This is a genomic window from Novosphingobium jiangmenense (assembly GCF_015694345.1).
Lineage (GTDB): Bacteria > Pseudomonadota > Alphaproteobacteria > Sphingomonadales > Sphingomonadaceae > Novosphingobium > Novosphingobium jiangmenense.
Genome location: NZ_JADQDC010000009.1, coordinates 110,164 through 133,555 on the forward strand (window position 1 = coordinate 110,164; position 23,392 = coordinate 133,555).

General features: G+C 66.2%; 20 protein-coding genes. 11 read left to right on the top strand and 9 right to left on the bottom strand.

Annotation, left to right across the window (positions count from 1 at the left end; all coding sequences use genetic code 11):
- Position 1: 1 nt before the first annotated feature.
- Positions 2–1,192, bottom strand: coding sequence for an efflux RND transporter periplasmic adaptor subunit (locus I2488_RS13690; RefSeq protein WP_196276373.1), 1,191 nt, complete (start codon positions 1,190–1,192; stop codon positions 2–4).
- A gap of 342 nt (positions 1,193–1,534) precedes the next feature.
- Here I2488_RS13690 and I2488_RS13695 point away from each other — a divergent pair, with 342 nt between their 5' ends.
- The 6 genes from I2488_RS13695 (at position 1,535) to I2488_RS13720 (ending at position 7,974) form a co-directional block, all read left to right on the top strand.
- On the top strand, positions 1,535–1,810 hold the full coding sequence (locus I2488_RS13695; RefSeq protein ID WP_196276374.1) for an HU family DNA-binding protein: 276 nt from the start codon (positions 1,535–1,537) through the stop codon (positions 1,808–1,810).
- Positions 1,811–2,303: 493 nt separating this feature from the next.
- Positions 2,304–2,831: a DUF4402 domain-containing protein gene (locus I2488_RS13700; RefSeq protein ID WP_196276375.1), complete on the top strand. Its 528-nt coding sequence runs from the start codon at positions 2,304–2,306 to the stop codon at positions 2,829–2,831.
- Between the two features lie 81 nt (positions 2,832–2,912).
- Positions 2,913–3,323 carry a hypothetical protein gene (locus I2488_RS13705; protein WP_196276376.1) on the top strand — a complete coding sequence of 137 codons (411 nt, stop codon included), beginning with the start codon at positions 2,913–2,915 and terminating at the stop codon, positions 3,321–3,323.
- A 13-nt stretch (positions 3,324–3,336) separates the two neighbouring features.
- Positions 3,337–4,242: a fimbrial biogenesis chaperone gene (locus I2488_RS13710; protein WP_196276377.1), complete on the top strand. Its 906-nt coding sequence runs from the start codon at positions 3,337–3,339 to the stop codon at positions 4,240–4,242.
- 1 nt (position 4,243) lies between these two features.
- A complete protein-coding gene (locus I2488_RS13715) occupies positions 4,244–6,985 on the top strand; it encodes a fimbria/pilus outer membrane usher protein (RefSeq protein WP_196276378.1) in 2,742 nt (913 codons plus the stop codon).
- Positions 6,985–7,974: a DUF4402 domain-containing protein gene (locus I2488_RS13720; RefSeq protein WP_196276379.1), complete on the top strand. Its 990-nt coding sequence runs from the start codon at positions 6,985–6,987 to the stop codon at positions 7,972–7,974. Before I2488_RS13715 ends, I2488_RS13720 begins: the two co-directional genes overlap by 1 nt.
- 13 nt (positions 7,975–7,987) lie before the next feature.
- On the opposite strand, the gene I2488_RS13725 is transcribed toward I2488_RS13720, so the two are convergent.
- From I2488_RS13725 to I2488_RS13750, 6 genes are all read right to left on the bottom strand, one after another.
- On the bottom strand, positions 7,988–9,571 hold the full coding sequence (locus I2488_RS13725) for a fatty acid--CoA ligase (protein ID WP_196276380.1): 1,584 nt from the start codon (positions 9,569–9,571) through the stop codon (positions 7,988–7,990).
- A gap of 101 nt (positions 9,572–9,672) precedes the next feature.
- The gene (locus I2488_RS13730; RefSeq protein WP_196276381.1) at positions 9,673–10,260 is read right to left on the bottom strand and encodes an HD domain-containing protein; all 588 of its coding nucleotides are present in this window, start codon (positions 10,258–10,260) and stop codon (positions 9,673–9,675) included.
- Positions 10,261–10,321: 61 nt separating this feature from the next.
- Positions 10,322–11,752 carry an MFS transporter gene (locus tag I2488_RS13735; protein WP_246465661.1) on the bottom strand — a complete coding sequence of 477 codons (1,431 nt, stop codon included), beginning with the start codon at positions 11,750–11,752 and terminating at the stop codon, positions 10,322–10,324.
- A 25-nt stretch (positions 11,753–11,777) separates the two neighbouring features.
- Positions 11,778–13,457 carry a GMC oxidoreductase gene (locus tag I2488_RS13740; protein ID WP_196276383.1) on the bottom strand — a complete coding sequence of 560 codons (1,680 nt, stop codon included), beginning with the start codon at positions 13,455–13,457 and terminating at the stop codon, positions 11,778–11,780.
- 19 nt (positions 13,458–13,476) lie between these two features.
- Entirely contained in the window at positions 13,477–14,103 is a 627-nt protein-coding gene (locus I2488_RS13745) for a gluconate 2-dehydrogenase subunit 3 family protein (RefSeq protein ID WP_196276384.1), read from the bottom strand.
- Positions 14,104–14,225: 122 nt separating this feature from the next.
- A complete protein-coding gene (locus tag I2488_RS13750; RefSeq protein WP_343071073.1) occupies positions 14,226–14,561 on the bottom strand; it encodes an ArsR/SmtB family transcription factor in 336 nt (111 codons plus the stop codon).
- Positions 14,562–14,642: 81 nt separating this feature from the next.
- On the opposite strand from I2488_RS13750, the gene I2488_RS13755 reads away from it, so the two are divergent.
- Positions 14,643–15,566 carry an MBL fold metallo-hydrolase gene (locus I2488_RS13755; protein WP_196276386.1) on the top strand — a complete coding sequence of 308 codons (924 nt, stop codon included), beginning with the start codon at positions 14,643–14,645 and terminating at the stop codon, positions 15,564–15,566.
- Positions 15,563–16,348 carry a TSUP family transporter gene (locus I2488_RS13760; RefSeq protein ID WP_196276387.1) on the top strand — a complete coding sequence of 262 codons (786 nt, stop codon included), beginning with the start codon at positions 15,563–15,565 and terminating at the stop codon, positions 16,346–16,348. The genes I2488_RS13755 and I2488_RS13760 overlap by 4 nt, the downstream gene beginning before the upstream one ends.
- Here the strand turns inward: I2488_RS13760 and I2488_RS13765 are convergent.
- Both I2488_RS13765 and I2488_RS13770 read right to left on the bottom strand, forming a co-directional pair.
- The gene (locus I2488_RS13765) at positions 16,345–16,623 is read right to left on the bottom strand and encodes a hypothetical protein (protein ID WP_196276388.1); all 279 of its coding nucleotides are present in this window, start codon (positions 16,621–16,623) and stop codon (positions 16,345–16,347) included. The two genes, I2488_RS13760 and I2488_RS13765, sit on opposite strands and share 4 nt — an antisense overlap.
- Positions 16,624–17,805, bottom strand: coding sequence for an ROK family transcriptional regulator (locus I2488_RS13770; protein WP_196276389.1), 1,182 nt, complete (start codon positions 17,803–17,805; stop codon positions 16,624–16,626). It abuts the gene before it with no gap.
- Positions 17,806–17,979: 174 nt separating this feature from the next.
- Between I2488_RS13770 and I2488_RS13775 the strand changes: the two genes are divergently transcribed.
- From I2488_RS13775 to I2488_RS13785, 3 genes are read left to right on the top strand one after another with little or no spacing between them, the layout of a single operon-like run.
- On the top strand, positions 17,980–21,348 hold the full coding sequence (locus I2488_RS13775) for a glycosyl hydrolase 2 galactose-binding domain-containing protein (RefSeq protein ID WP_246465662.1): 3,369 nt from the start codon (positions 17,980–17,982) through the stop codon (positions 21,346–21,348).
- A complete protein-coding gene (locus I2488_RS19620; protein ID WP_196276391.1) occupies positions 21,345–22,148 on the top strand; it encodes a cupin domain-containing protein in 804 nt (267 codons plus the stop codon). Before I2488_RS13775 ends, I2488_RS19620 begins: the two co-directional genes overlap by 4 nt.
- A complete protein-coding gene (locus I2488_RS13785; RefSeq protein WP_196276392.1) occupies positions 22,145–23,371 on the top strand; it encodes an MFS transporter in 1,227 nt (408 codons plus the stop codon). Before I2488_RS19620 ends, I2488_RS13785 begins: the two co-directional genes overlap by 4 nt.
- The last annotated feature ends 21 nt before the right edge of the window (positions 23,372–23,392 follow it).

Sequence of the window (23,392 nt, forward strand, 5' to 3'; positions counted from 1 at the left end):
ATCAGTTCCCGCCGCTCTTGCCCGGTGTGCCCGCGCCTGCATCGGCAGGCTTCGAGCCGGCAGGCACAACCTTGGCCTTCTGCCCTTCGCGCGCGTTGATCAGCCCTTCGACCACGACACGGTCACCCGGCTTGAGGCCGGACGTTATCAGCCAGTTCTGGCCAACCGGGTTGTCGGCCACGACATCACGCCGCTCCAGTTCGTCCTTGCTGTTGGCGACCAGCACGCTGGCACGCCCGCGCGGATCGCGACTGACGGCGACTTGTGGTACGAGAATGCCGTTGGGCACGGTTCCTTGCGAAACGCGGGCACGCACGAACAGGCCAGGCAACAGATCGCCCCTGGGATTGGGCACGACGGCACGCACGGTGATCGTTCCGGTTTCGGGATCGACGTCGATGTCGGCGGGATTCAGCTTGCCCGCAACGGGATAGACGCTGCCATCGGGCAGGACCACGGTGACCGGCGCTGCGCCCGATACCAGCTTGCCGCTTTCGATCGCGCGGCGCAGCGCAATGAAGTCCGCGCCCGACTGCTTGATATTGACGTACATTGGATCGAGCCGCTGGACCTTGGCCATGGGCGTGGCCTGGGCATTGGTGACAAGCGCGCCCTTGGTCACCATCGAAATGCCGATGCGCCCGCTGATCGGCGACGAGACCCGGGTAAAGCCGAGATTGACCTGGGCCGAAGCCAGCGCGGCCCGGGCCTGCCCCACCGCCGCGCGCGACTGGTTGTAGGCGGCCCGCGCATCAGCGGCCTCCTGTCGGCTCACGCCGCCCTGCTCTGCCAGCAGGGCAAAACGCTCGGCCTTGAGGCGGTTGGCTTCGACCGTGGCCTGTGCCGCCGCCAGCGAGGCCGACGCCTGCTGCTGACTTGCGGCGTAGAGCCGGGAATCGATCTGGTAGAGCGGCTGCCCAGCGCGCACAAAGGAGCCTTCCTGAAACAGGCGCGAAGTGACGATCCCCGCAACCTGCGGCCGGACCTCGGCGATTTCGGAAGCTTCGGTACGCCCCGACAGTTCGGTAGTCAGTTCGACGGGTTCGGTTTTCGCGACGATCACGCCGACGACCGGGGTCGGCTTCTGCTTCTGGGCGTCGGCCGACCCGCAGGCTGCCAGCAGGAGCGTAGCGGCAATGACGACGGGAGTTGCAGGGGCGATACGAAAGCTCGATGGCAAGGACAGTCTCACTCGAAATACGCGACGATGGCGCACCCCGGCACCGCCAACGGGCGAATCGCGCGCCGCGCGTCACCTCTTGCTGCAAGTGCGAAATGCATTTCCGATTGGTGTCTAGCAGATTGGCAAGCGCGCGCACGTTCCTTCATAGGCATGAGCGCGGACTGCGACACAAAGTTACAAGTGTGCCCGAAGTTCCGGAAATTCGCCGATTCGGAGCGATGCAAGTCCAAAATCACCGCAAAATCGCGATGTCTTGGTGAAATTCAGTGGATAGACGCGCAAAGGCCATGGCTTTCGCGGTTCGCGATGCGTTAGCCGTGCCGTCCCTTTCCAGCAGAGGACAACAGGACAATGAACAACAGCGACCTCGCCGATACCATCGCAGCAAGCCACGGCCTGACCAAGGCAGACGCCCGCAAGGTCGTCGACGGCGTTTTTGCAGCGATCGCCGACGCAGCCGCGAAGGGCGAGGAAGTCTCGCTGAACGGCTTCGGCAAGTTCAAGGTCAAGAACACCCCGGCCCGCGAAGGCCGCAACCCCTCGACCGGCGCCACCATCCAGATCGCAGCTTCGAACAAGCTGACGTTCTCGGCTGCCAAGGCGGTCAAGGACAAGCTGAACGGCTGATCCGTTCCGGACCGGCGCCTGCAGATGCGGGCGCCGGGTCCACACTTTGCGCGAACGCGCCAAGGCCGCCGCGAAAAGACGGCGCAAATTCCGGGGCAGCGGTGCGCTCCCCAGATCCAGGTACGCATCAGGATCGAGCAGCTTCGATGGGCCGTACCATGCTATCTTCAGCTTCTCCGACTTAACGACTTTAGTTAACGTGCGACGCGGGATTTGGCTGTGTTGCTGACATTAATTCAAGTTAAATACTGCCTTAAGGTCGGCGAAATTTCCCAGAAATCCGTTGTTTTTAAAGAATAATGCTTGGCCTCACGATTCAAGGGCGGAGGCCCGCCCCCCTCGTGAGCGCCATTCTTGTTAACCATTGCTTAGGTGCGTTTACCTAGGAAATCCCCTGTCCGGCGTGTGTGCCGGCAATGGATTGTGCAGCACTTTGCGCAATCCGCTTCGGGACGGCTCCGGTGGCTCCGGGGCTTCGAAAGGGGAAGTTGAGATGAAGAAGTTGCTTGCCAGTGCGGCCGTTGCCGCCGGGCTGCTGGCCGGGGGCTCCGCCTTCGCCCAGACTGCCGCCAATACCAGCAATGCCACCGCATCGGGATCGGTCACCATCGTCCGCCCGCTGACCATCACCAAGACCAGCGACCTGGCCTTCGGTCGCATCGTGCGTCCGCGCACGGGCGGCACCGGCACGGTCACGCTGGCCAACACCGGCAATGCCGTCGTCGCCGCCAGCGGCGCCGTCGCGCTTGCCAGCACCACCAGCCGTGCCCAGTTCACCGTCGACGGTGAAGGCGGCCAGTCGGTGACGACGTCGATCCCGGCTTCGGTCAACCTGACCAGCGGCACCAACAGCATCGCGGTGACGCTGCTGCCCGACTTCGGCAACACCGTGACGCTCTCGGGCGCGCTGGCTGCCGCCGGTTCGGCCACGCTCAACGTCGGTGGCCAGTTCAGCTTGCCCGACACGCAGGCCTCGGGTGCCTATACCGGGAACTTCACGGTTACCGTCACCTATCAGTGATCCGGGACTCTCGGGGAGCATTGCCACAACCGCGTGGCAACTCCCCGAAGCACGGAACAACCGGCGGCAGGAGGGGGACACATGGACAAGCGAGCGAATGACCAGGGCAAGGCACTTGCTGCAGCGCTGATCGCCGCCTGTGCTGTGTTCACCTCGCCGTCGATTGCCCGGGCCGAGGCCACCTCGGCGGACGCTGCGGTCGTCATTGTCGAGCCAGTCGGGGCCGGATTCTCGTTCGACATCCTCAGCGATGCGGTTTCGGCAGTCTTCCTCAATGGCGACGCTGGAGACTCGGTGTCGGTGCTCATGTCGCGCCGCAAGCCGGGGCCGAAGAGCACGCCGCGCAACGACGGGGGCGTGCTGGTCATGGCGAGCGGGGTCTATCGCATCGACCTGCTGCAACCGGCTGCATCCGCCACGCGGCTGCGCGGTGCCTTGCGCGCGTCGGCTCCCGGCGGCAGCTCGATCCTGTTTCTCGCGCAGTTCAACTGAAAGGCTTCATGCCATGAAGCGCAGATTTCTTATCACGCCGGGTTTGCTGGGGCTGTTGGCACCTGCCATGGCCGCCGCGCAGCAGGCGCCGCTGCCGATCGCCGCGCCCAAGGCCGAGCCGACGCAAGTGAGCGTGCCGGTCCAGTCCGCAGCAGCCAACATCAACATCACGCCGCGCCGCGTGATCTTCGATGCCGCCAAGCGCACCGAGGCGGTTTATGTCTTCAACCAGGGCACCACGCCGGTGACGGTGGACGTGGCCCTTGTCGACAACGCGATGCTGCCTTCGGGCGAGATCGTGCCGCTGGCGCGCCTTGCAGAGCGCGGGGCAGAAGCTGTCGGTGCCAAAGTCCGTTCGGCCAAGCCATTCGTGCTTGCCGCGCCAAGCCGCCTGATCCTGCCTCCGGGCCAGGGCAAGACGGTACGCGTCCGCGCCACGCTGGCCGATGGCGGCACGACCGCCGAGTATCGCACCCACCTGACCGTCACCACCGTGCCGCCAGCCGACACGGGGCTTACCGCCGAACAGGCAGCGGCTGCCGAAAAGGGCGAGCTGGTGCTGCGCATCCAGTCGGTCTTCGGCATCTCGATCCCGCTGATCGTGCGCGGCGGCACGCCGGATGCGACCGGCGGCATTGGCGCCATTACGCCTGCCACCACCCGCGACGGCCCGGCCCTGTCGGTCACGCTCCAGCGCAAGGGTACGACATCGCTCTACGGCAATCTCGAACTGCGCACGGCCAAGGAAGTGGTCGGCGTGGCGCGCGGCATCGCGGTCTATCCCGAAGCCGACGAGCGGCAGGCCCTGGTGCCCCTGCTCCGCCCCCTGAAGAAGGGCGAAGTGGTGACCGCGATCTACAGCGCCGACGACGGCAAGAAGCCGGTGCAGATCGCCAGCGGGACTTACACCGCCCCCTGACATGACCGCATCCTTGGCCATTCTGGCCCTGGCCGCTGCCACCGGCAGCGCGCCAGCGGGACCGGCTGCGCCTGCGCAGACCAACGCCGCAGCTGTCGGCGCGCCGATGCTCGGCACCACGCAGGCCGACCGCGAGGACCTGCTGCTGTTCTCGGTCCAGCTCGACGGCACTACGATCAGCGAGGCGCTGACCGCCTATGGCGACCCTGTCGATCCGCTGCTGCCGCTGGGCGAACTGACCCGCTTGCTTGAACTGCCGCTCGACATCGACGTCGCCAATGGCGTCGCCTCGGGCCGCATTGGCGAGGGCCAGCGCCCGATCACCATCGACCTCAAGTCCGGCCAGGCCCTGATCGGCGGCAAGGTCGTGGCATTGATCCCGCCCGACAGCCTCGTCACGGAAACCGACATATACTTGCGTGCCTCGCTCGTCGCAAAACTGCTGCCGCTGAAGATCGCTTCGGTCGCCGACGAGATGATCCTGACGCTACAAGCGACCGAGAAGCTGCCCCTTCAGGCCCAGCGCGAGCGGCTTGCCCGGATGGCCGGACTGGCGGGGCAACCCGAGGCGCAGGACGATGCGATGCGCGTCGCCACGCCCTACCGCTGGATCAGCGCGCCCGCCTTCGATTTCACCACCGAGCTTGGCTACAACAGCGAAGGCACGAATGGCGGAGGCCGATCGGTCACCCGCTTCGAAGGGCGTGTGGCTGGCGATTTGCTCAAGGCTGGCTTCAACGCCTGGATCGCCACCGACGATCGCGGCGATCCGGTCTCGGCCCGTCTTGCCTTCACCCGCCGCTCCGAGGAGGGACGGCTGCTCGGCGGGCTCGGCGGCACGTCTGCCTCGCTCGGCGACGTGTTCACGCCGCCGCAGGTCGTCGGCGCACGCAGCCTTGGCGGCGCGGGCTTCGTGTTCTCCTCCTCGCGCCTCGATCAAGCGAGCGTGTTCCAGCGCATCAACCTGCGCGGGGAACTGCCGCTCGGGTATGACGCCGAACTCTACGTCAACGACATCCTGCGTTCAGCCCAGCGCGGCTCGGGAGCGCAGGGGCGCTACGAATTCAACGACATCCCGCTGGTGCGCGGGCGCAACGCCCTGCGCGTCGTGCTCTATGGCCCGCGCGGCGAGCGGATCGAGCGGACGCGTGTGATCAACGTCGGCGGCGGACAGCTTGCGGCGGGCAAGACCACGATCGACCTTGGCGTGGTCTCACAGGACCGCACGGTGATCGACCTGTCGGACGCCAATCTCAGCGGCTTTTCCAAGGGCAAGGGCGATCTGCGTGCGACTTTCAACATCGCTCACGGCATTACCGAACACTTGACCATTGCCGCGGGCCTCTCGCGCTTCACCGACTTTGGCGGCGTCTCGCACACGGTCGGCTCGGTCGGCACGCGCAATTCGCTGCTTGGCCTCGCCGTGCAGACCGATCTGGCCAGCGATTTCTCGGGCGGGCGCGCCGCGTCGCTTGGCCTTGCCGGGCGCATCAAGGGCGTGAGCTTCCTCGGCCGCCATGTCGAATATGGCGGGGGCTTTGCCGACGAGGCCAACACCGCGTTCGACCCGTCGCGCCCCATGCGCCGCTACAGCGAAGTGGTGTTCGATCTGGCCGTGCCTCTGCCGGGATCGATCGGGCTGCCGGTTTCAGGCCGGTTCGAGCGTGCCCAGTTCATCGACGGGGGACAGACCCTCTCCGCCCGCGCCCGCACCACCGCCAACGTCGGACAGACCCTGCTCGCGATCGGCGCGGACTACAGCCGCCGCACGCAGGGCAGCTTCTCGGACACGCGCATCAATGCCAACCTCGGCGCAATGCGGTTGGTCGACTACAAGTGGCAGTTGCGCGCGACCGCCGACTTCCGCGTCAAGCCCGGTGCCCGCCTTGAAACGCTCGGCGTTGCGGCTGACCGCGCGATCGGGGAGCGCTACAGCCTGCGGCTCGGCGCCACCCGAAACTTCGGCGGCAACGACACTGCACTGCAGGCAGGCCTCACCGCCCGCCTGCCGATGGCGACAGCAACGCTGGGCGGCGACTGGTCGACCGGCCAGAACCGCTGGCGCGTGGGGCTGCAGCTCAACTTCGGCATCGCGCGCGATCCGCTGAAGGGCCGCTATCGCATGACCCCGCCCGGCCCCGCCAACGGCGCGAGCGCGGCGCTGCTCGCCTTCATCGATGCCAATGCCAATGGCCGCAGGGACGAAGGGGAGGAAGCTGTCTCCGGCGTGCTGGTGCAGGGCGGCGGGCTGAAAGCTGTAACCGACGACCAAGGCCGCGCCTTCGTCACCGGCCTTGGCGATGGCACGACGACTTCGCTGCGCGCGGACATATCCGGTACCGATACGGTGTTCGTCGCCCCGCCGCCGCAGAACATCCAGTTTGCAGCGCGCGCCGGCGGCATTGCCCGGATCGACTACCCGCTGGTGCCGACTTCCGAGCTCGTCACCCGCATCCGTTTTCGTGGCCGCGATGGCTCGTTGGGCGGCCTTTCCGCAGTCAAGGTCCGCCTCGTCTCGCCCAAGGGCGAAGTGGCTCACGGCATGACCGAATTCGACGGCACCGTGGTGTTCGACGAGGTGAAGCCCGGCAAGTATGCAATCGAGATCGACGCGGATCAGGCGGCGCGCCTCGGCATGCACCTGAAAGAGCCGATCTTCGCCGTGGTCGGTGCCGACGGTCGCGGCGTTGACGTCAGCGGCGAAGTGGCTTTCAACGACCCCGTGCAAATGGTGAAGCGCTGATGGTCCGGTTTCCGTGGGCGGTTTTCGCCGCGCTTCTGCTGGCTCTGGTACCTGCTCTGGCGCGGGCACAAACTTATTCGGTGGACACGATAACCGATGCCAATTTCGGCGACATCGTCTCGGCAGCGTCCGGACAGACGGTGTTCCGCTCGAATGCCTCGTCCGGCTCGGTCACCCTGGTTTCGGGCAGCGGCGTCCGCCTCTCCGGCACATCGGCCAATGCGGTGGTGACGATTTCGTGCAGCAATACCAGCGCCTGCAATTCGACCAACGTGCAGGTCCAGCTTTCGCTCGCCGGTACGCCCACCGGGAGGCTGAACTACATTACCGCGATCAGCCTGGCCAACGGGACCGCGAGCATCACCTCTGCGTTCAGCGCCGGCAGCTACATCGTCATCAACCTCGCGCCTATCCCCCGCAATTCCTCGCGCACCTTCCTGATCGGCTTCGATCTGCCGGTGGACGGCAACGAGTCCGCCGATCCCACCGGCAATGCCACCAGTTCATACCTGATCACCGCGCAGCGCCAGTTCGGCGGCGGCGCGGATTCGCTGGTGGGCAATATCCTGGCCAAGGTGATCCGGCCGATCAGCATCGCCAAGACGCAGGATCTGCAGTTCGGCTCGGTGACGCGGCCGAGCAGCGGTTCGGGTTCCATCACGCTGACGCCCGGCGGCGTGGCATCGGTCACGGGCACCAACGTGCGCCGCTTCCCCTCGCCCGCGGCAACGGCGGCGCAGTTCACAGTCAGCGGTGAAGGTGGACAGGCGGTGACCGTCTCTGTGCCGACGACAATGACGCTGTCGGGCAGCAGTGGTTCGGTGACCGCCACGCTCACCAACACCGGCGGCGGTGCGCAGGTGCTGAGCGGGGCGACCGGCGCGGCAGGGACGGTTCAGGTGAACGTCGGTGGCTCGGTTCCCCTGACCGGCTCGACGGCAATCGGCACCTTCACAGGCACGTTGACCGTGACGGTGCAGTATAACTGACAAAGCCGTTGGATCAGTTCACCTGGCGCTCCAGCCCTGCCCAGTAGGGTTCGCGCAAGGTGCGGCGGAGGATCTTGCCGGAGGGGTTGCGCGGCAGGGCCTCGATCACGTCGACCGACTTGGGGACCTTGAAACCGGCGAGGCGCTCGCGGGTCCAGTCGATGATCGACTGCGGGTCGATCACATGGCCGGGCTTGGGTACGCAGACGGCCTTGACCGCCTCGCCCCAGGTTGCATCCGGCACGCCGATGACGGCGACTTCCTGAACGTCGGGGTGGCCGTAGATCGCGCTTTCGACCTGCGCGGGATAGACGTTCTCGCCGCCCGAGATGATCATGTCCTTGATGCGGTCGTGCATGTAGACGTAGCCGTCCTCGTCGAGGTAGCCGGCGTCTCCGGTGGCGATCCAGCCGTCCGGCGTCATGGTCTTGGCGGTGGCTTCGGGCAGGTTCCAGTAGCCGAGCATGTTGTTGGACGAACGGGTCTGGATCTCGCCGATCTCGTTGGGCCCGAGCGCCTCGCCGTTCTCTCCGACCACGCGGACCTCGACGCCGGGCAGCGGCTTGCCCGCCGAGCGCATGCGCTGGTTGCCTTCGACGCAATGGTCCTCAGGCGGCAGCATGCAGATCGTGCCGGTGGTCTCGGTCATGCCATAGGCCTGGATGAACTCGGCCTTGAACATCGCAATGCACTCGCGCAGCAGCACCAGCGGGATCGGCGAGGCGCCGTAGATGATGTACTTCACGCGGGCAAAATCGACGCTGGCGCAGTCAGGGTGGTTGAGCAGCATCTGCAGCGCAGCGGGGACGATGAAGAAGCGGGTGACGCCCTTCTGCTCGACCGCGTCGAACACCGCGCGCGGCTCGAACTCGGCGAGGATGATCCCCGGCAGCCCCGCGCCGATGGCCATGACGCCAAGGCCAGTGCCGCCGATGTGGGCGCAGGGCATGGCGACGAGGATCGCCTCGTCGTCGGTCATGGTGGTATAGGGCTGGTCGCTGCCGATCGACTGCTTGCGCAAGCCGAACAGGTTGCGATTGGACAGGACCGCGCCCTTGGGATTGCCGGTGGTGCCCGAGGTGTAAAGCTGCAGCACGGCGTCTTCGGGGCCGGCCGGTTCGAACGCGGCGGGTTGCTGCGCATCGATCCAGCGCCACGCCTCGTCCTGCGTCAGGGCCATGCGCACGGTGGGAAGGTCCGCGAACGTCGGGGCGAGGCCTTCGAAGCCCTGGCCGAGGAAGACGGCCTTGGCCTGCGCGTCGCTGGCGATCCAGGTCGCCTCCGCGGGGGCGAGACGCCAGCCGATCGGGACCATGACCGCGCCAAGGCGCGCGGCGGCGAAGAACAGGGTGAAGTAGAGCGTGCTGTTCTTGCCGAACCAGGCGATACGGTCGCCCTTGCCGATGCCGAGGTCGATCAGGCCGGAGATGACCTGTTCTGTGGTCGCCGCCAGTTCGCCGTAAGTGAGCGTACGGTCCGGTCCGTCGAGCGCGGTGGCTTGCGGGCGGTCACTGCCCCAGAAGCGCAGGAACTCGTCGAATGTGAACAGGTCGGCGGTACGCTCTGCCGTGGTGGGCTTTGCGGCGGCTTCGGCCATGCGGTGCTCTCCCAAGCGATTTTGCGCAGTTAATCACGCAATTAAGGCTCGGTGCAAGCCTTGCATTCGTGACGGAGTGTATCGCCAGAGGCAGGCCGTGCTCAGGCGTCGGCCATGGCTTTCTTGTAAACGCTGTTGAGCGGTCTTTCGAACAGGCGAATGACCATCGGTTCGAAGAATTCGAGCGGCAGCGTGTCGTAGTCCGGGTCGAAGGCCGGGCAATCGTACTTGTCGATGAACTCGGCGGTGGCGGCGGCATGGGGATGATCGGCGAACTGGTCGCGTAGGTTGCGATCGAGGCCGATGAAGTGGAAGAAGTTGTAGCCCTGGAAGATGCCGTGGTGCTGGACGATCCACAGCAGTTCCTCGGAAACGAACGGCTTCAGGATCGCGGCGGCGATATCCGGGTGGTTGTAGGCGCCGAGCACGTCGCCGATGTCGTGGAGCAGTGCCATGACGACGTAGTCCTCGCTGCGACCATCGCGGTGGGCACGGGTGGCAGTCTGCAGGCAGTGGGTCAGGCGATCGACCGCAAAGCCGCCGCAATCGCCTTCGAGCAGGCGCAGATGGGCCAAGACGCGCGCGCCGCCGCTGGCCGCGTGGGGCTTGAGGTGGGACATGATCGCGTCCCAGTCTTCCTGGGTGCCCTCGGTCATGCTGTGGAACTTTGCCGTCGGCAGCTCTTCCATCGCGCGAATCCTCTCCGTGGCGCCTTGGCGGCGCATCTCGTTGCGGATGAGAGTATCGCGTTTATGCCGGTTGGGAAGAGGCCTCTGGCGCAAATATCTGATCGGGTAGCGAAAGCGCCAGAGCGAGGCAGCCCGCAAGCAGGACGAGGATGACGCCGAGCGCCGCGTAAACGCCCGCTGCGCCCATGGCCAGGACCGGACCGCCGAGTGCGAAATAGGCGCTGCCGACCAGTGCGATGCCGAAGGCGCTGCCCATCTGCAGCACTGTCTTGAGGATGCCGCTGGCGGCACCGGCGTGGCGGCGGTCGACCCGCGCCAGCGCGACGGGAGAGACCGGGCCCGACAGGCAGCCCATGCCGACGCCCGCCAGCAGGAGCGCGGGCATCAGCAGCCAAAGGCCGGGCCCGCCCAGCGCGATCCAGCCGAGCGAAGCCACGTCGGCCACGATCAGCGCGAGCGCGGCGCTGACCATCACCCACTTGCCCATCTTCGCCAGATAGCGCCGCCCGAGGAAGCCCATGCCAATCATCACGCCCGCGCTGAACGGGATGTGGACGAGGCCGGTCTGCAAGGGGGAATAGCCAAGGCGCGATTGCAGGGCGTGGGCGAAGACGAAGAGGAAGCCGGTGTTGGCCGCCGAGAAGATCAGGCCGATCAGCGCACCGGTGCGGAACAGCCCATTGTGCGGGAGTTCGGGATCGAAGATCACCGGCTGGCCCGCCATCGCCCGACGGTTGAGACCAGCCCAGGCCGCCCACATCAGCAAGGGCGATGCAGCGAGGAGGACCATGCTGCCGGTATCCATTCCCGCATGTTCGCCGCGCACCAGCGGGAACAGCATGGCCGCGAGCGCTGCGCCAAACGCCAGCGTGCCGATCACGTCGATCTTCGCGCCCTTGTGCGCCACTTCGCGCGGCAGGTAGCGCCAGCCGGCAGCGAAGGCGGCAATGCCGATCGGCAGGTTGATCAGGAACACGGTGCGCCAGCCAAGGCCCGCGATGTCAGCCGAAATGAGCAACCCGCCGATGATCGGCCCGGCGATGCCCGCAAGCCCGCCGATGACGCCGAACCACGCCAAGCGCCCGATGCGCTCGACCGGATCGTAGAGGATCTGGATCACCGCCATGACCTGCGGGGCCATGATCGCGCCCGCCGCACCCTGCAGGACGCGCGCGGCGATGAGCAGGTGCGGGTCCGCCGCCGCGCCGCACAGGGCCGAGGCGAGCGTGAAGCCCGCGACGCCGCTGAGGAACATGGCACGGCCGCCGAAGATATCGCCCAAGCGTCCGCCGAGGATCAGCAGGAGGCCGAAGGCCAGCGAATAGCCCGCCGCGATCCACTGCGCCGCGCTGCCACCAAGGTCCTGCCCGCGCGCGGCAAAGTCTGCCTGCATGGCAGGAAGCGCGGTGTTGATGATCGTGACGTCAACGATCTCCAGCACCAGCGCGGTGATAAGCGTGAAGAAGGCGAGGCTTTTCTGCCTCTCGGTCATGCCTGCGATAGTCTGGGCCATCCGCTCAAATCACGCCGTCGCGCAGCATCTTCACCGCCGCATCGCAGGCACGAGCGGTCAGTGCCATGTAGGTCAGCGAAGGGTTCTGGCAGGCGGACGAGGCCATCTGCGCACCATCGGTGACGAACAGGTTGGGAATGTCGTGCGCCTGGCTCCACTTGTTGAGCACCGAGGTCTTGGGATCGTTGCCCATGCGCGCGCCGCCCATTTCGTGGATCGCCGTGCCGCCAGGCCCCGGCTGGTCGAGGCCCATGATCACGGTTCCGCCCGCAGCGGTCATCATTTCGGCAGCATCGGCCTTGGCCTGTGCCAGCGCGGCCTGCTCTTCCTTGCCGAAGGCGAAATCGACGTGGAGCTGGGGGATGCCGAAGCGGTCGGTCCGGGTCTTGTCGAGCGTGAGGCGATTGCTGTCACGGGGCACGCAATCGGCGAAGGCGACCAGCACCATGCGCCACATGCCGGGCTGGTGCAGCTTGTCCTTGAGTTCCGCGCCGATCCCGGCCTCGCGCTTGCCCGCGCCCCAGTTGCTTTGCAGCGCGCCGCCCTGGAACGAATAGCCGCGAGTGTGGCCGACGCCGTCCATCGCATCCATGTTGCGATAGCGGGCGATGATCGCACCGGTCGGACGGTTGCCAAAGGTCGTCCGATCGTTGAACTGCGGGAACAGCGCGATGGTGGACAGCGTGTTGGCGTGGTCCATGATCTGGGTGCCGAGCACGCCGCTCGAATTGCCAAGGCCGGTCGGCATCGCCTCGCTGCGCGAATTGAGCATAAGGTGGACCGAGTTGAACGCGCCAGCATTGAGGAACACCAAGCGCGCCGTCGCGCTGCCGCGCGTGCCGTCCTTCGTGTTGACGTAGCGCACGCCGGTGACGCGCTTCGTCTTCGGATCATAGTCCACCGCCTCGACGATGGCGTCGGTGACGACCGTGAGGTTGCCGGTGGCCTTGGCGGCCGGAAGCGTGCTCGACTGGGTCGAGAAGTAGGCGCCGAACGAGCAACCGCGCGCGCAGATCGAGCGGTTCTGGCATTCCGAGCGGCCCTCTTCGGGCTTGGCCACGGTCATGTTCGCAGTGCGGCCGATGGTCAGGCAGCGACCGTACTTGTCGGCCACGACCTTGCGCACGTGCTCTTCCACCACGTTGAGCTTCATGCCCGGCTGGAACTTGCCGTCGGGCAGCTGGGGCAAGCCTTCCGGGCTGCCCGAGACGCCGATGAACTCCTCGACCTTGTCGTACCACGGCGCGATGTCGGCGTAGCGGATCGGCCAGTCGGTACCGTGGCCGTCGCGCTTGTTCGCGCCGAAATCGTAGTCCGACCAGCGATAGGACTGGCGGCCCCAGGTGAGCGAGCGGCCGCCGAGCTGGTAGGAGCGGAACCAGGTGAAATCGGTGTCCGCGCCGGTCGCGTAAGGGTTTTCCTTGTCGTTGACGAAGTGCCCCTGCGTGAACTCGTTGAAGTGCCGGTTCTTCATCTGGACCTGGAATTCGCGCACGTATTGCGCGGTATCGCCCAGACCCCGGAACGGCATTTCCCACGGGGCCTTGTTCTCGGTCTCGTACTCGCCGTGGACGATTTCGCGCCCGCGCTCGATCATCAGGACCTTGAGGCCCGCCTGCGTCAGTTCCTTGGCCGCCCAGCCGCCGGTGATCCCGGAGCCGACTACGATTGCGTCGAATTGCATGTCAGTCAGTCCCTGTGTCTCAGCCGAAATCGACGGCGGTCCAGTCGTTGGAAATGGCGCGGAAATCGGGCGTCAGCGGCAGGTCGGGATCGAAGCGGCCCGGCACCGCTTCGTAGCGCAGCTCCCGCGCGCCGCCGACTTCGCTGGTGTAGTAGCCGGTGAGGATCAGGCCCTTGATCGCCTTCCACGGGCTTTCGCTTTCGCGGCTGGCGAAGGCTTCGGCATCGAGCGCCTTGAGCGTGGCGAAGCGCTGGTCGGCAGGCGCCTTGAGGAAATTGCCGCCGGCGCGGGTGTCGAGCTCCTTCTCCAGCCAGGCGACGTGGCGAATCGAGCCATCGTTGCGGGCGAAACGGGCGTAAGCGGTCGGGTCCTTGAGCGGCGAGCGCGAACCGTCGAGACCGTGGGCGAGCGCCAGAATCGCGAAATCGCCCGCGCCGACGTCCCCTGCCCCCGGCGTCGCCGAGCGCGGGATGACCAGCTGGCTGACGTCCTTCATCAGCAGGCGCTGCCGGTCGCTCGGCGCGTCTTCCGATTCGAGCTTTGTCAGGCTGACGGCGGCGGCGGGCACGCCCAAGGCCAAGGCCACCAGTGCCGTGGCACTGACGAATTCGCGGCGATTCCAGCCACGCTGAGGACTTTGCTGCATCAGAAGACCACTCTCCCCGCGCACGGCTACCCGCGCGCCTTCAATATAGAATTAATACTCTAATTTGAAGGCGGCGCGCAAGAGGCTTCGTGCAGTCAGCGCCCTATTGATCAGTGATTAATCTAGCGCTTTTCGCAGATTTCGCAAAGGGCGTGGATGATCGCTCGGACGATCTCGTCCTTGAGGCTGTAGAACCGCACTTGCGCGGCCACGCGACTGTCGACCACGCCTTCATCGCGCAGGCGAGCAAGGTGTTGCGAGACGGCCGATTGCGAAAGGCCGGTCAGTTCGACCAGTTCGGTCACCGAAACCTCGCCTTCGTCCATGCGGCAGAGCATGAGCAGGCGCTCGGGATGGCTCATCGTGCGCATCCGGCCCGCCATGGCGGCGGCATTGGTCTTCAGTTCGGCAAGGCTGGCGGGCTTCATGGCCCCCACCAGATAACGCCGAATGCGCACCGCACAAGACCGTGGCGGCAATTAAATGATCCTTGCCTTATATTAGGTTTAGTTTATATAAAGGGGCAAAGGAGCTTTCCGATGTCCGATCAACCGCTTGCCACAGCCCATGCTCAAGTGCTCGCGACGCGCGCCTCGGGTGCCGTGCCCGTTGTCACGACCTTTTTCGACGAGGCGACCTTCACCGCCACGCATGTCGTCCACGATCCCGCAACCTTGCGCGCCGCGATCATCGACCCGGTGCTCGATTTCGACCAGGCCTCGGGTCGGACCAGCCGCGTCTCGGCGGACAAGGTGATTGCCCATGTCGAGGCGGAAGGCCTAACGGTCGACTGGCTGCTCGAAACGCATGCCCATGCCGATCATCTCTCTGCCGCACCTCATCTCAAGGAAAGGCTGGGCGGGCAGATCGTCATCGGCGCCGCGATCCGCACGGTGCAGGAGGTATTCGGCAAGGTCTTCAACGAAGGCCCGGCCTTCGCCCGCAACGGCAGCCAGTTCGACCTGCTGATGGACGACGGCCACGCCTTCAGCGTCGGCGGGATCGAGGCGATTGCCCTCCACGTCCCCGGTCATACGCCTGCATGCCTTGCCTTCGTGATCGGCGATGCGGTCTTCGTCGGCGATACGCTGTTCATGCCCGACTATGGTACCGCCCGCGCCGATTTCCCCGGCGGCGATGCGCGCACGCTCTACCGTTCGATCCGCCGCCTGATGGCGCTGCCGGACGAGACTCGGGTGTTCCTGTGCCATGACTACAAGGCCACGGGGCGTGACCAGTTCGTGTGGGAAACCACCATCGGTGCGCAGCGCACGGCCAACGTCCATGTCCACGAAGGCGTTGGCGAGGACCAGTTCGTCGCGATGCGCGAGGCGCGCGATGCGACGCTGGGGATGCCGAAGCTGATCCTGCCCTCGATCCAGGTGAACATGCGCGCAGGACACCTGCCCGAACCGGACAGCAATGGCGTGCGTTACCTCAGGCTGCCGGTGGACCTGCTGTGATCTTCGATCTGCAACACCTGCTGGCGAGCCTTTCGGGGGTGATCGTCGGCTTCGTTCTCGGGCTGGTCGGCGGGGGCGGGTCGATCCTTGCCGTGCCGCTGATGGTCTATGTCGTCGGCGTGGCCAGCCCGCACCTTGCCATTGGCACGAGCGCGCTGGCGGTGGCGGCAAATGCCCTCTCGGGCCTCGCCAGCCATGCCCGCGCGCGCAACGTCAACTGGCGCTGCGGCGGCATGTTCGCGGGCGCTGGCGTGCTTGGCGCGCTTGGCGGTTCGACCATCGGCAAGGCGGTGGACGGGCAGAGCCTGCTGGCGCTTTTCGCGCTGCTGATGCTGGTCGTGGCGTTCTTCATGTGGCGCGGACGGGGTAGCGAGGGGATCGAAGGCGTGGTGTGCAACCGCGACAACCTGCCGCGCGTGCTTACGTTCGGTGCTGGCGCGGGACTGCTGTCCGGCTTCTTCGGCATCGGCGGCGGCTTCCTGATCGTGCCCGCGCTGATCGCCAGCACTTCCATGCCCATTGGCCGCGCAATCGGCACTTCGCTTGTGGCGGTGAGCGCCTTTGGCATGGCAACGTCGCTGAACTACGCGGCCTCGGGCATGCTCGACTGGCCGATTGCCATTGCCTTCATCGCGGGCGGCGTGATCGGCACGGTGCTGGGCACCAAGGCCTCGGGTCGGCTGGCGGCGAGCAAGGGCACGCTCAACGCCCTGTTTGCCGGGCTGATCGTGCTGGTGGCGCTGTACATGCTGGCCCGGAGCGTGCCCGCGCTGATCGGCTAGCCTTCCGGGCCGGGCGCAGGCGTTTCGACCAGTTCGGCGATCTCGAAGGCAAAGCTCTTCCAGCCGCGCGCCTTTGCCGCATCCTGCGCCGGAGCCCGCTTCTTGCGGGCCTCGGCCAGCGAGCGCGTGTGGCCCCAGAACACCTCGGTCTTGCCATTCTCGAGCTCGGCGACAATGCGCCAGTAGTGGGTGAAGCTGTCGGCGGTCGGCCCGATGGTCTTGACGTAGCCATCGGGCATGGTTGCAGTGAGGTAGCGGCGGCGGCGCTTGGTCATTCAGGACGCCTTCCACAGGGCTCCCGCCTTGGGGAGCAGGAAGTGACTGAACGGCAGGATCGCAGCGCCGACCGCCGGGGCGTCGTCCGAGAGCATGGCGCGGCGGACGGGCGCGATGGCCGGGAGATACCCGGCGCCGCTTTCCATGATCAGGTTCAGGCGATCCGCAAGCCGTTCCAGGATCTGCGACGGAAGCCGCCCGCTCAGCAGGATGGCCGCCGGATTGATAATGCAGTTCACCGCCTCGAGCGGTTCGCGGAGCCAGTCGGCTGCCTCTTCGATCCACTCGCCGACGGCAGCGTTGGCAGCCTCGCTCAAGGTCTCGGCCTCGATGTCGTGGAGCGACAGCCCATGCCGACGCAGGATCTGCTCCAGCCCGGACAGCGAAACCTTGCCTTGCACGGCCTCCCCCGCCGCCCCGGAGCCGCGATGGCGCAGGAAGCCGATTTCACCGCTGCGCCCCTGATGGCCGCGCACGTAGTTGCCGTCGATCACGAGCCCACCACCGAGGCCGCGCGAGATCAGGATGTAGAACAGGGAGCTGTAGTGGCGGCCTGCCCCCAGCTGCTGTTCGCCCATGGCGGCGGCGGCGGCGTCGTTCTCGACGAAGACCGGCAGGTTGATCGGCTCGGCCAGCATCTCGCCCAGATTTGCGGTGTCCCATTCGCCATAGTCGCCGGGACGGCCGGGAAGATCGATCTGCCCGAGGTTGTCCGGGATGGCGACGCCGATCCCGAGAATGCGCTTGGTATCGACCCCGGCTTCGGCGATGATGCTGGAGACACTGCTGCGATAGAATTCGCAAACGTCGACCGGCCGCGGAAACTCGATTTCGAGGGCGCGCCGGGCAAGGGTTTCGCCGAGAAAGTTGACGAGGACGATCGAAAGGTGATCGCGGTCGACGTTCAGTCCGATCGCGAAGCAGGCGTTGCGATCGACCGCGTACTCGGTTGCCGGCTGGCCACGTCCATGACGGAGACGCCCCACTTCCTCGATCAGGCCATCCTGCAGGAGCCGCTTGGTGATGTTCGCGATGGCGGGCGCGGTCAGGCCGGTCATCTGGGCAATATCGACGCGGGTCATGATGCCGTGAACGCGAATCGCGTGCAGCGTGATGCGCTGATTGTGGTCAGCCGCCCGTTCGAGATTGGTGCCCGAGAGCCTTACACCCATGTCTGCCATTGCGATCAAATCCCGCCTTTTTCGCGCGTCTGGGCGATTAAATAAATTCACTTGCTTTATTCGTGCGCCTTTTGCAGCATAGTCAACAACAAACCGATCTCAATGAGATCTGGCTATGGGAGATCGTTTATGTCCCCGCGAGCGACGCTGGCGTGCGCCTTGTTGGCCATGCCAATGGCACTCCATGCCGAAGTGGCGCCACCGGCAGGCCCTTGGGATGCGCGTTTCGTGGCAGGGGGCATCGGGATCGAGCGCGATCTGCCCGACGGTTCGCCGCTGCTGGCGGCCGACGCGCAATGGACCATAGCCGGGTGGATCAGGCTCGACGCCAAGGGCGAAGGGGTGCTGGTTGCGATGGGAGCCGGAGCGCGCACGCTAGCCGTGGATGCGCAAGGGCGGCTGGTCGTCGAGACCGGCGGCGCAACGGCAAGGAGCACCGGTCAGGTCAGCACGGGCAAGTGGACGCATATCGCTGCGGTCCGCGATGCCGCCGGGGTTGCATTCTACATCGACGGCGCGCCTGCCGGCAAAGGGCCGACCATGGCAGTGCCCTCGGGTCGGCGCATCGCCATCGCGCCGGTGATCGAAGGGCGCCCCCACCTTTCGGCCACGGTCGTCGGCCTTGGCGTGGATGACAAGGCGTCCACTCCGGCCGCAATCAAGGCTTCCGCGCGCCAGCGCCCCGATTTCGCCGCCGCCCACATATGGGAAGTCGGCAAGGGCTGGGAATGGCAGAATCGCGCCAATACCGGGTACTGGCGGCCGCAGGACCCGTGGACGCTGCCGCGTGCCAAAGCGCCTTTCGACAAGCCAGTTGCCAAGCCCGGAACAAAAGATCCGCAACTGCTGCCAACCGGTGCCGGACGCTGGCAGGTCAACGGCTGGACGCTGGCGGCAGCGCCGGACGTGAACGAAGGCGGCGCTGTCCTGTCGCGGCCCGGACTCGAGGCCAAGGGCTGGCTGGCAGCGACAGTGCCCGGAACCGTGCTCACCACCCTGGTGGATCGCGGCGTCTATCCGGACCCCTACCGCGGCCTGAACAACATGGCGATTCCGGAAAGCCTCTCGCGGCAGGACTGGTGGTATCGCACGGAGTTCGACGTGCCAGCCGAGGCGGCCGACAAGCGGGTCGAGCTGGTGCTCAACGGCGTCAACTACGCCAGCGAAGTGTGGATCAACGGCGCACGCATCGGCGGGACGCGCGGGGCCTTCGTTCGGGGGCAATTCGGCTTCGTGCCGGTCGCCGGCAAGAACGCGGTCGCGATCCGCGTCAGCCCTGCTCCGCATCCCGGCATTCCGCACGAGGAATCCATCAGCGCCGGGCCGGGCGAGAACGGCGGGCAGATGGCCATCGACGGACCGACTTTCGTGGCGAGCGAAGGCTGGGACTGGATTCCCGGCATCCGCGACCGCAACACCGGCCTGTGGCTTCCGGTCGAACTGGGCGTTTCGGGCGACCTTTCCATCGGCGATCCCCATGTCATCACCGACCTTCCCCTGCCCCGGACGGACAGCGCCGACATTTACGTGACCGTGCCGGTCACCAATCACGGCGAGCGGGCGCTGGAGGCAAAGGTCGAGGTCCGCTTCGACGACGTCGCGGTCAGCAGGACGGAAACGGTTGCTCCCGGCGAGACGCGCGAGATCCGCTTCTCGCCCAAGACCGATGCGGCGCTGCGCGTGGCGAACCCGCGCCTGTGGTGGCCCAACGGCTATGGCGAGCCGGTCCTGCACGACATGGCGATCGCGGTGGGTTCGGCCAACGGTGCCTCGGATACGCGCAAGCTGCGGTTCGGCATCCGCGAAGTCAGCTATGATCTTGGTCTGATGGATGGTGCCGGCAAGCTGGCGCGAGTGAACGTGCAAACCACCGACGGCCGCCTTGCTGGGACGCCGCTGATCGATGTCACGCACGAGAAGATCTGGCAGACGCCCAAGGGCTTTGCCGCATCGCTGACACCTGCCGGCGAACGCTCGCCGGCGGTGTCGCCGGTCACCGAATACAGCATCCCCGAACCGCATCTTGCGCTGCGTGTGAACGGCGTGAAGATTGCGGCGCGGGGCGGCAACTGGGGCATGGACGACGCAATGAAGCGCGCCCACCGGTCGCGTCTCGAGCCCTATTTCCGTCTCCAGCGCGATGCGGGCATGAACATCATCCGCAACTGGATGGGCAACAACAACGAGCCGGACTTCTTCGACCTTGCCGACGAGAACGGCATGATGGTCCTCAACGACTTCTGGCAATCGACGCAGAATTTCCAGGTTGAGCCGGAGGACGCCGCGCTGTTCCTGGCGAACGCGCGCGACACCGTCGCACGCTATCGCACTCACCCTTCGATTGTCATGTGGATCGGCCGGAACGAGGGCGTGCCCTATCCCCTGCTCAACGAGGGGCTCGACAAGCTGGTGTTCGACCTTGACGGTTCGCGCTGGTTCACCGGTTCGTCGAACGTCGTCAATCTGCAGGGTTCGGGGCCCTACAACTATCGCCCCCCGGTCGGTTACTTCACCGATCTGGCAAGCGGGTTCTCCGTCGAGACCGGCACGCCGTCGCTGGCGACGCTGGAGTCCATCGAAGCGACCGTGCCTGCGGCCGACCGCTGGCCGATAAGCGATACGCTTGCCTATCACGACTGGCACATCGGCGGGAACGGCGACGTCAAGACCTTCATGGAGACGCTGGAGCGTCGCTATGGCGCGGGCACCAGCCTCGCGGACTTCGAGCGCAAGTCGCAGCTGATGAACATCGAATCCTACAAGGCCATTTTCGAAGGGATGCAGGCGCACCTGTGGTCCCGCAATACCGGTCGCATGTTGTGGATGACCCACCCCGCCTGGCCATCCAACCACTGGCAGATCTACAGCTGGGACTACGACACCCACGGCGCATACTATGGCACCAAGTCCGCCGCCGAACCGGTGCACGTGCAATTGAACCTGCCGGACAACAGCGTTGCGGTGGTCAACACCACGCAGGCACCTTTGGCGGGACTGACGGCCACGACCAAGGTGGTCGGCCTTGACGGCCAGACCCTGTGGAGCCGGGCGGACAGGCTGGACGCGCCCGCCAATGCGGTTGCGACCCTGCAACCGGTTCCGTTGAACGAGCTCTTTGCACGGGCGCCGATGGTGCTGGTCGAGCAGCGACTGACTCGGGCGGACGGCAGCCTTGCCAGCCGCAACTTCTACTGGCGCGGACGCGACGATGCCGCCCATCGCGATCTCGAGGCGATGGCGCAGGTCGATCTCGAAGCGGACATCGCCCGGGCAGCGCAACGGCCCGGCTACCGGTCGCTCACGGTGACACTGCGCAACACCTCGGCCCGACCGGCGCTGGCGGCGAAGCTGACGCTGGTCGACGCCAAGGGCGAACGGATCCTGCCCGCGTTCTATTCCGACAACTATGTCTCGATCCTTGGTGGCGAGAGCGCCAGCGTCAAGATCGAGTGGCCCGAGCGCACGCCTGAAGGGGTGCTCACGCCGGAGAGCGGGCAGGTCAAGCTGCGGGGCTGGAACGTCGAAGGGAAAGTCGTCCAGTGAAGCTGGGATGCCATCACGTCGAGAAACCCTGGGGCCGGACCGACCTGCCCGAGGTGTTCGGAGCGCGAGCGGGCTCGGTCACCGGTGAGGTCTGGTTCGACGCGGCCGATCGCCCGCTGCCGATACTGGTGAAGTGGCTGTTCACCTCCGAACGGCTTTCCATCCAGGTCCACCCCGACGACGGACAGGCGCAGGCTTTCGGCGGCACGTCGGGCAAGGAAGAATGCTGGGTGGTCACCAGCGCGGAACCAGGCGCGACGCTCGGCATCGGCACCCTGCGTCCGCTGGGCTCCGATGCACTTCGCGCGGCGGTGCTTTCCGGGGAAATCGAGAAGCTCATGGACTGGAAGCCGGTGCGCGCGGGCGACTTCTTCTTCATCCCCGCAGGAACCGTCCACGCCATCGGAGCGGGGGTGACGCTGGTCGAAGTCCAGCAGAATGCGGACATCACCTACCGGCTTTACGATTATGGCCGACCGCGCGAACTCCATCTCGACCACGGCCTCGCCGTTTCGGTTGCCAGACCCTATGCGGACCAGCGATCGGGCCGTCTCTCTGCGTCGCCCCGGCAAGAGCTGGTCGATTGCGCGCATTTCCGGTTGTGGCACGCACGGGGCAATGCCGTGGTCGACGTCGCGACGCAGGACGCGCCGTGCTGGATCATACCCCTTACGGGCGTGGTGACCGAAGACGGCACCGCTGCTGCTTGCGGCGAGTGCCTCTATCTCGACCGGCCAAGGACGCTCTCGGCATCGGCTGACTGCACCGCGCTCATCGCTTTCGAGGGGCCGACGCCATGATCGCGCTGTGGTCTGCCGCCGCGGCCCTGGCCGGGCTGCTGTTCGGATTCGACGTGGCGGTAGTATCGGGCGCCGAGCAGACGATACAGCAGCACTGGCACCTGACGCCGGAGCAGCATGGCCTGATCCTGTCCGCTGCGCTGTGGGGGACGGTGATCGGCGCGCTGGGCGGTGCCTGGCCGACGGACGGGATCGGCCGCAAGGGCACGCTTGCCGGTGTGGCCGTGGGGTATGTCGTCGCCTCCCTTGGCAGCGCCCTGGCGCCGGACCCGTGGACCTTTGCGACGTTCCGCCTGATCGGCGGACTGGCGATCGGGGTATCGTCGATTGCCGCGCCTGCCTACATCAGCGAGATCGCGCCGCCCGAGCGCCGGGGCCAGCTGGTCGGCCTGTACCAGTTCAACATCGTTGCCGGCATCCTGATAGCCTACTTCTCGAACTGGGTGATCGGCGAGAGCGGAGTGGCCAACGCGTGGCGCCTGATGCTGGGCGTTCAGGTCGTTCCATCGCTGCTCTTTCTGGCGGCCACGATTGCCATTCCGGAAAGCCCGATGTGGGTCCGCAAGACAGCCGAAGCGACGCCGCCCAGAGCCGCCTGGCGCGACTACCTGAGAGCGCCGTTGCTGCGGCCCGCCGGGCTGGCCTTCACCATTGCGCTTTTCAACCAGCTCTCCGGGATCAATGCGGTCATCTACTTCGCGCCCCGGATATTTGAATCGGCGGGTCTGGCGCAGAATTCGGCGCTGCTGGCCTCGATCGGCATCGGCCTCGTCAATCTGCTGGCAACCGGACTTGCCGTTCTCCTGATCGACAGGATGGGGCGGCGGGTTCTCATGCTGATCGGTGCTGTCGGCTACTGCCTGTCGCTCGGCACTGTCGCGGTTGCCTTCGCTACAGGAACCGGCGGGCTGGTCGTGCCATTCGTGTTCCTGTTCATCGCCGCTCACGCCGTGGGGCAAGGCGCGGTGATCTGGGTGTTCATCGCCGAGGTGTTTCCGACCCATGCGCGCGCCAGAGGCCAGACCATCGGTTGCGGGACGCATTGGGTCCTGGCCGCGCTGGTCACGCTCGCGCTGCCCCCGGCGCTGGCGGCGTTCCCACCGGCCACCATCTTCGGCTTCTTCTTCGCCATGATGGCGCTGCAACTGGTCTGGGTGCTGCGCGTGATGCCGGAGACGAGCGGGACCACCCTCGCCCCCAACGAGAGGCCCATCGCGCACTGACGAGGGAGGCTGGGAGGACGC

Excerpts from the sequence above, each read along its gene's own strand:
- I2488_RS13715 (WP_196276378.1), top strand. The coding sequence starts at position 4,244 with ATGACCGCATCCTTGGCCATTCTGGCCCTGGCCGCTGCCACCGGCAGC.
- I2488_RS13730 (WP_196276381.1), bottom strand. The coding sequence starts at position 10,260 with ATGGAAGAGCTGCCGACGGCAAAGTTCCACAGCATGACCGAGGGCACC.
- I2488_RS13745 (WP_196276384.1), bottom strand. The coding sequence starts at position 14,103 with ATGCAGCAAAGTCCTCAGCGTGGCTGGAATCGCCGCGAATTCGTCAGT.
- I2488_RS13755 (WP_196276386.1), top strand. The coding sequence starts at position 14,643 with ATGTCCGATCAACCGCTTGCCACAGCCCATGCTCAAGTGCTCGCGACG.
- I2488_RS13710 (WP_196276377.1), top strand. The coding sequence starts at position 3,337 with ATGAAGCGCAGATTTCTTATCACGCCGGGTTTGCTGGGGCTGTTGGCA.
- I2488_RS13735 (WP_246465661.1), bottom strand. The coding sequence starts at position 11,752 with ATGACCGAGAGGCAGAAAAGCCTCGCCTTCTTCACGCTTATCACCGCG.
- I2488_RS13785 (WP_196276392.1), top strand. The coding sequence starts at position 22,145 with ATGATCGCGCTGTGGTCTGCCGCCGCGGCCCTGGCCGGGCTGCTGTTC.
- I2488_RS13770 (WP_196276389.1), bottom strand. The coding sequence starts at position 17,805 with ATGGCAGACATGGGTGTAAGGCTCTCGGGCACCAATCTCGAACGGGCG.
- I2488_RS13725 (WP_196276380.1), bottom strand. The coding sequence starts at position 9,571 with ATGGCCGAAGCCGCCGCAAAGCCCACCACGGCAGAGCGTACCGCCGAC.
- I2488_RS13720 (WP_196276379.1), top strand. The coding sequence starts at position 6,985 with ATGGTCCGGTTTCCGTGGGCGGTTTTCGCCGCGCTTCTGCTGGCTCTG.
- I2488_RS13695 (WP_196276374.1), top strand. The coding sequence starts at position 1,535 with ATGAACAACAGCGACCTCGCCGATACCATCGCAGCAAGCCACGGCCTG.
- I2488_RS13740 (WP_196276383.1), bottom strand. The coding sequence starts at position 13,457 with ATGCAATTCGACGCAATCGTAGTCGGCTCCGGGATCACCGGCGGCTGG.
- I2488_RS13705 (WP_196276376.1), top strand. The coding sequence starts at position 2,913 with ATGGACAAGCGAGCGAATGACCAGGGCAAGGCACTTGCTGCAGCGCTG.
- I2488_RS13775 (WP_246465662.1), top strand. The coding sequence starts at position 17,980 with ATGGCACTCCATGCCGAAGTGGCGCCACCGGCAGGCCCTTGGGATGCG.
- I2488_RS13765 (WP_196276388.1), bottom strand. The coding sequence starts at position 16,623 with ATGACCAAGCGCCGCCGCCGCTACCTCACTGCAACCATGCCCGATGGC.
- I2488_RS13700 (WP_196276375.1), top strand. The coding sequence starts at position 2,304 with ATGAAGAAGTTGCTTGCCAGTGCGGCCGTTGCCGCCGGGCTGCTGGCC.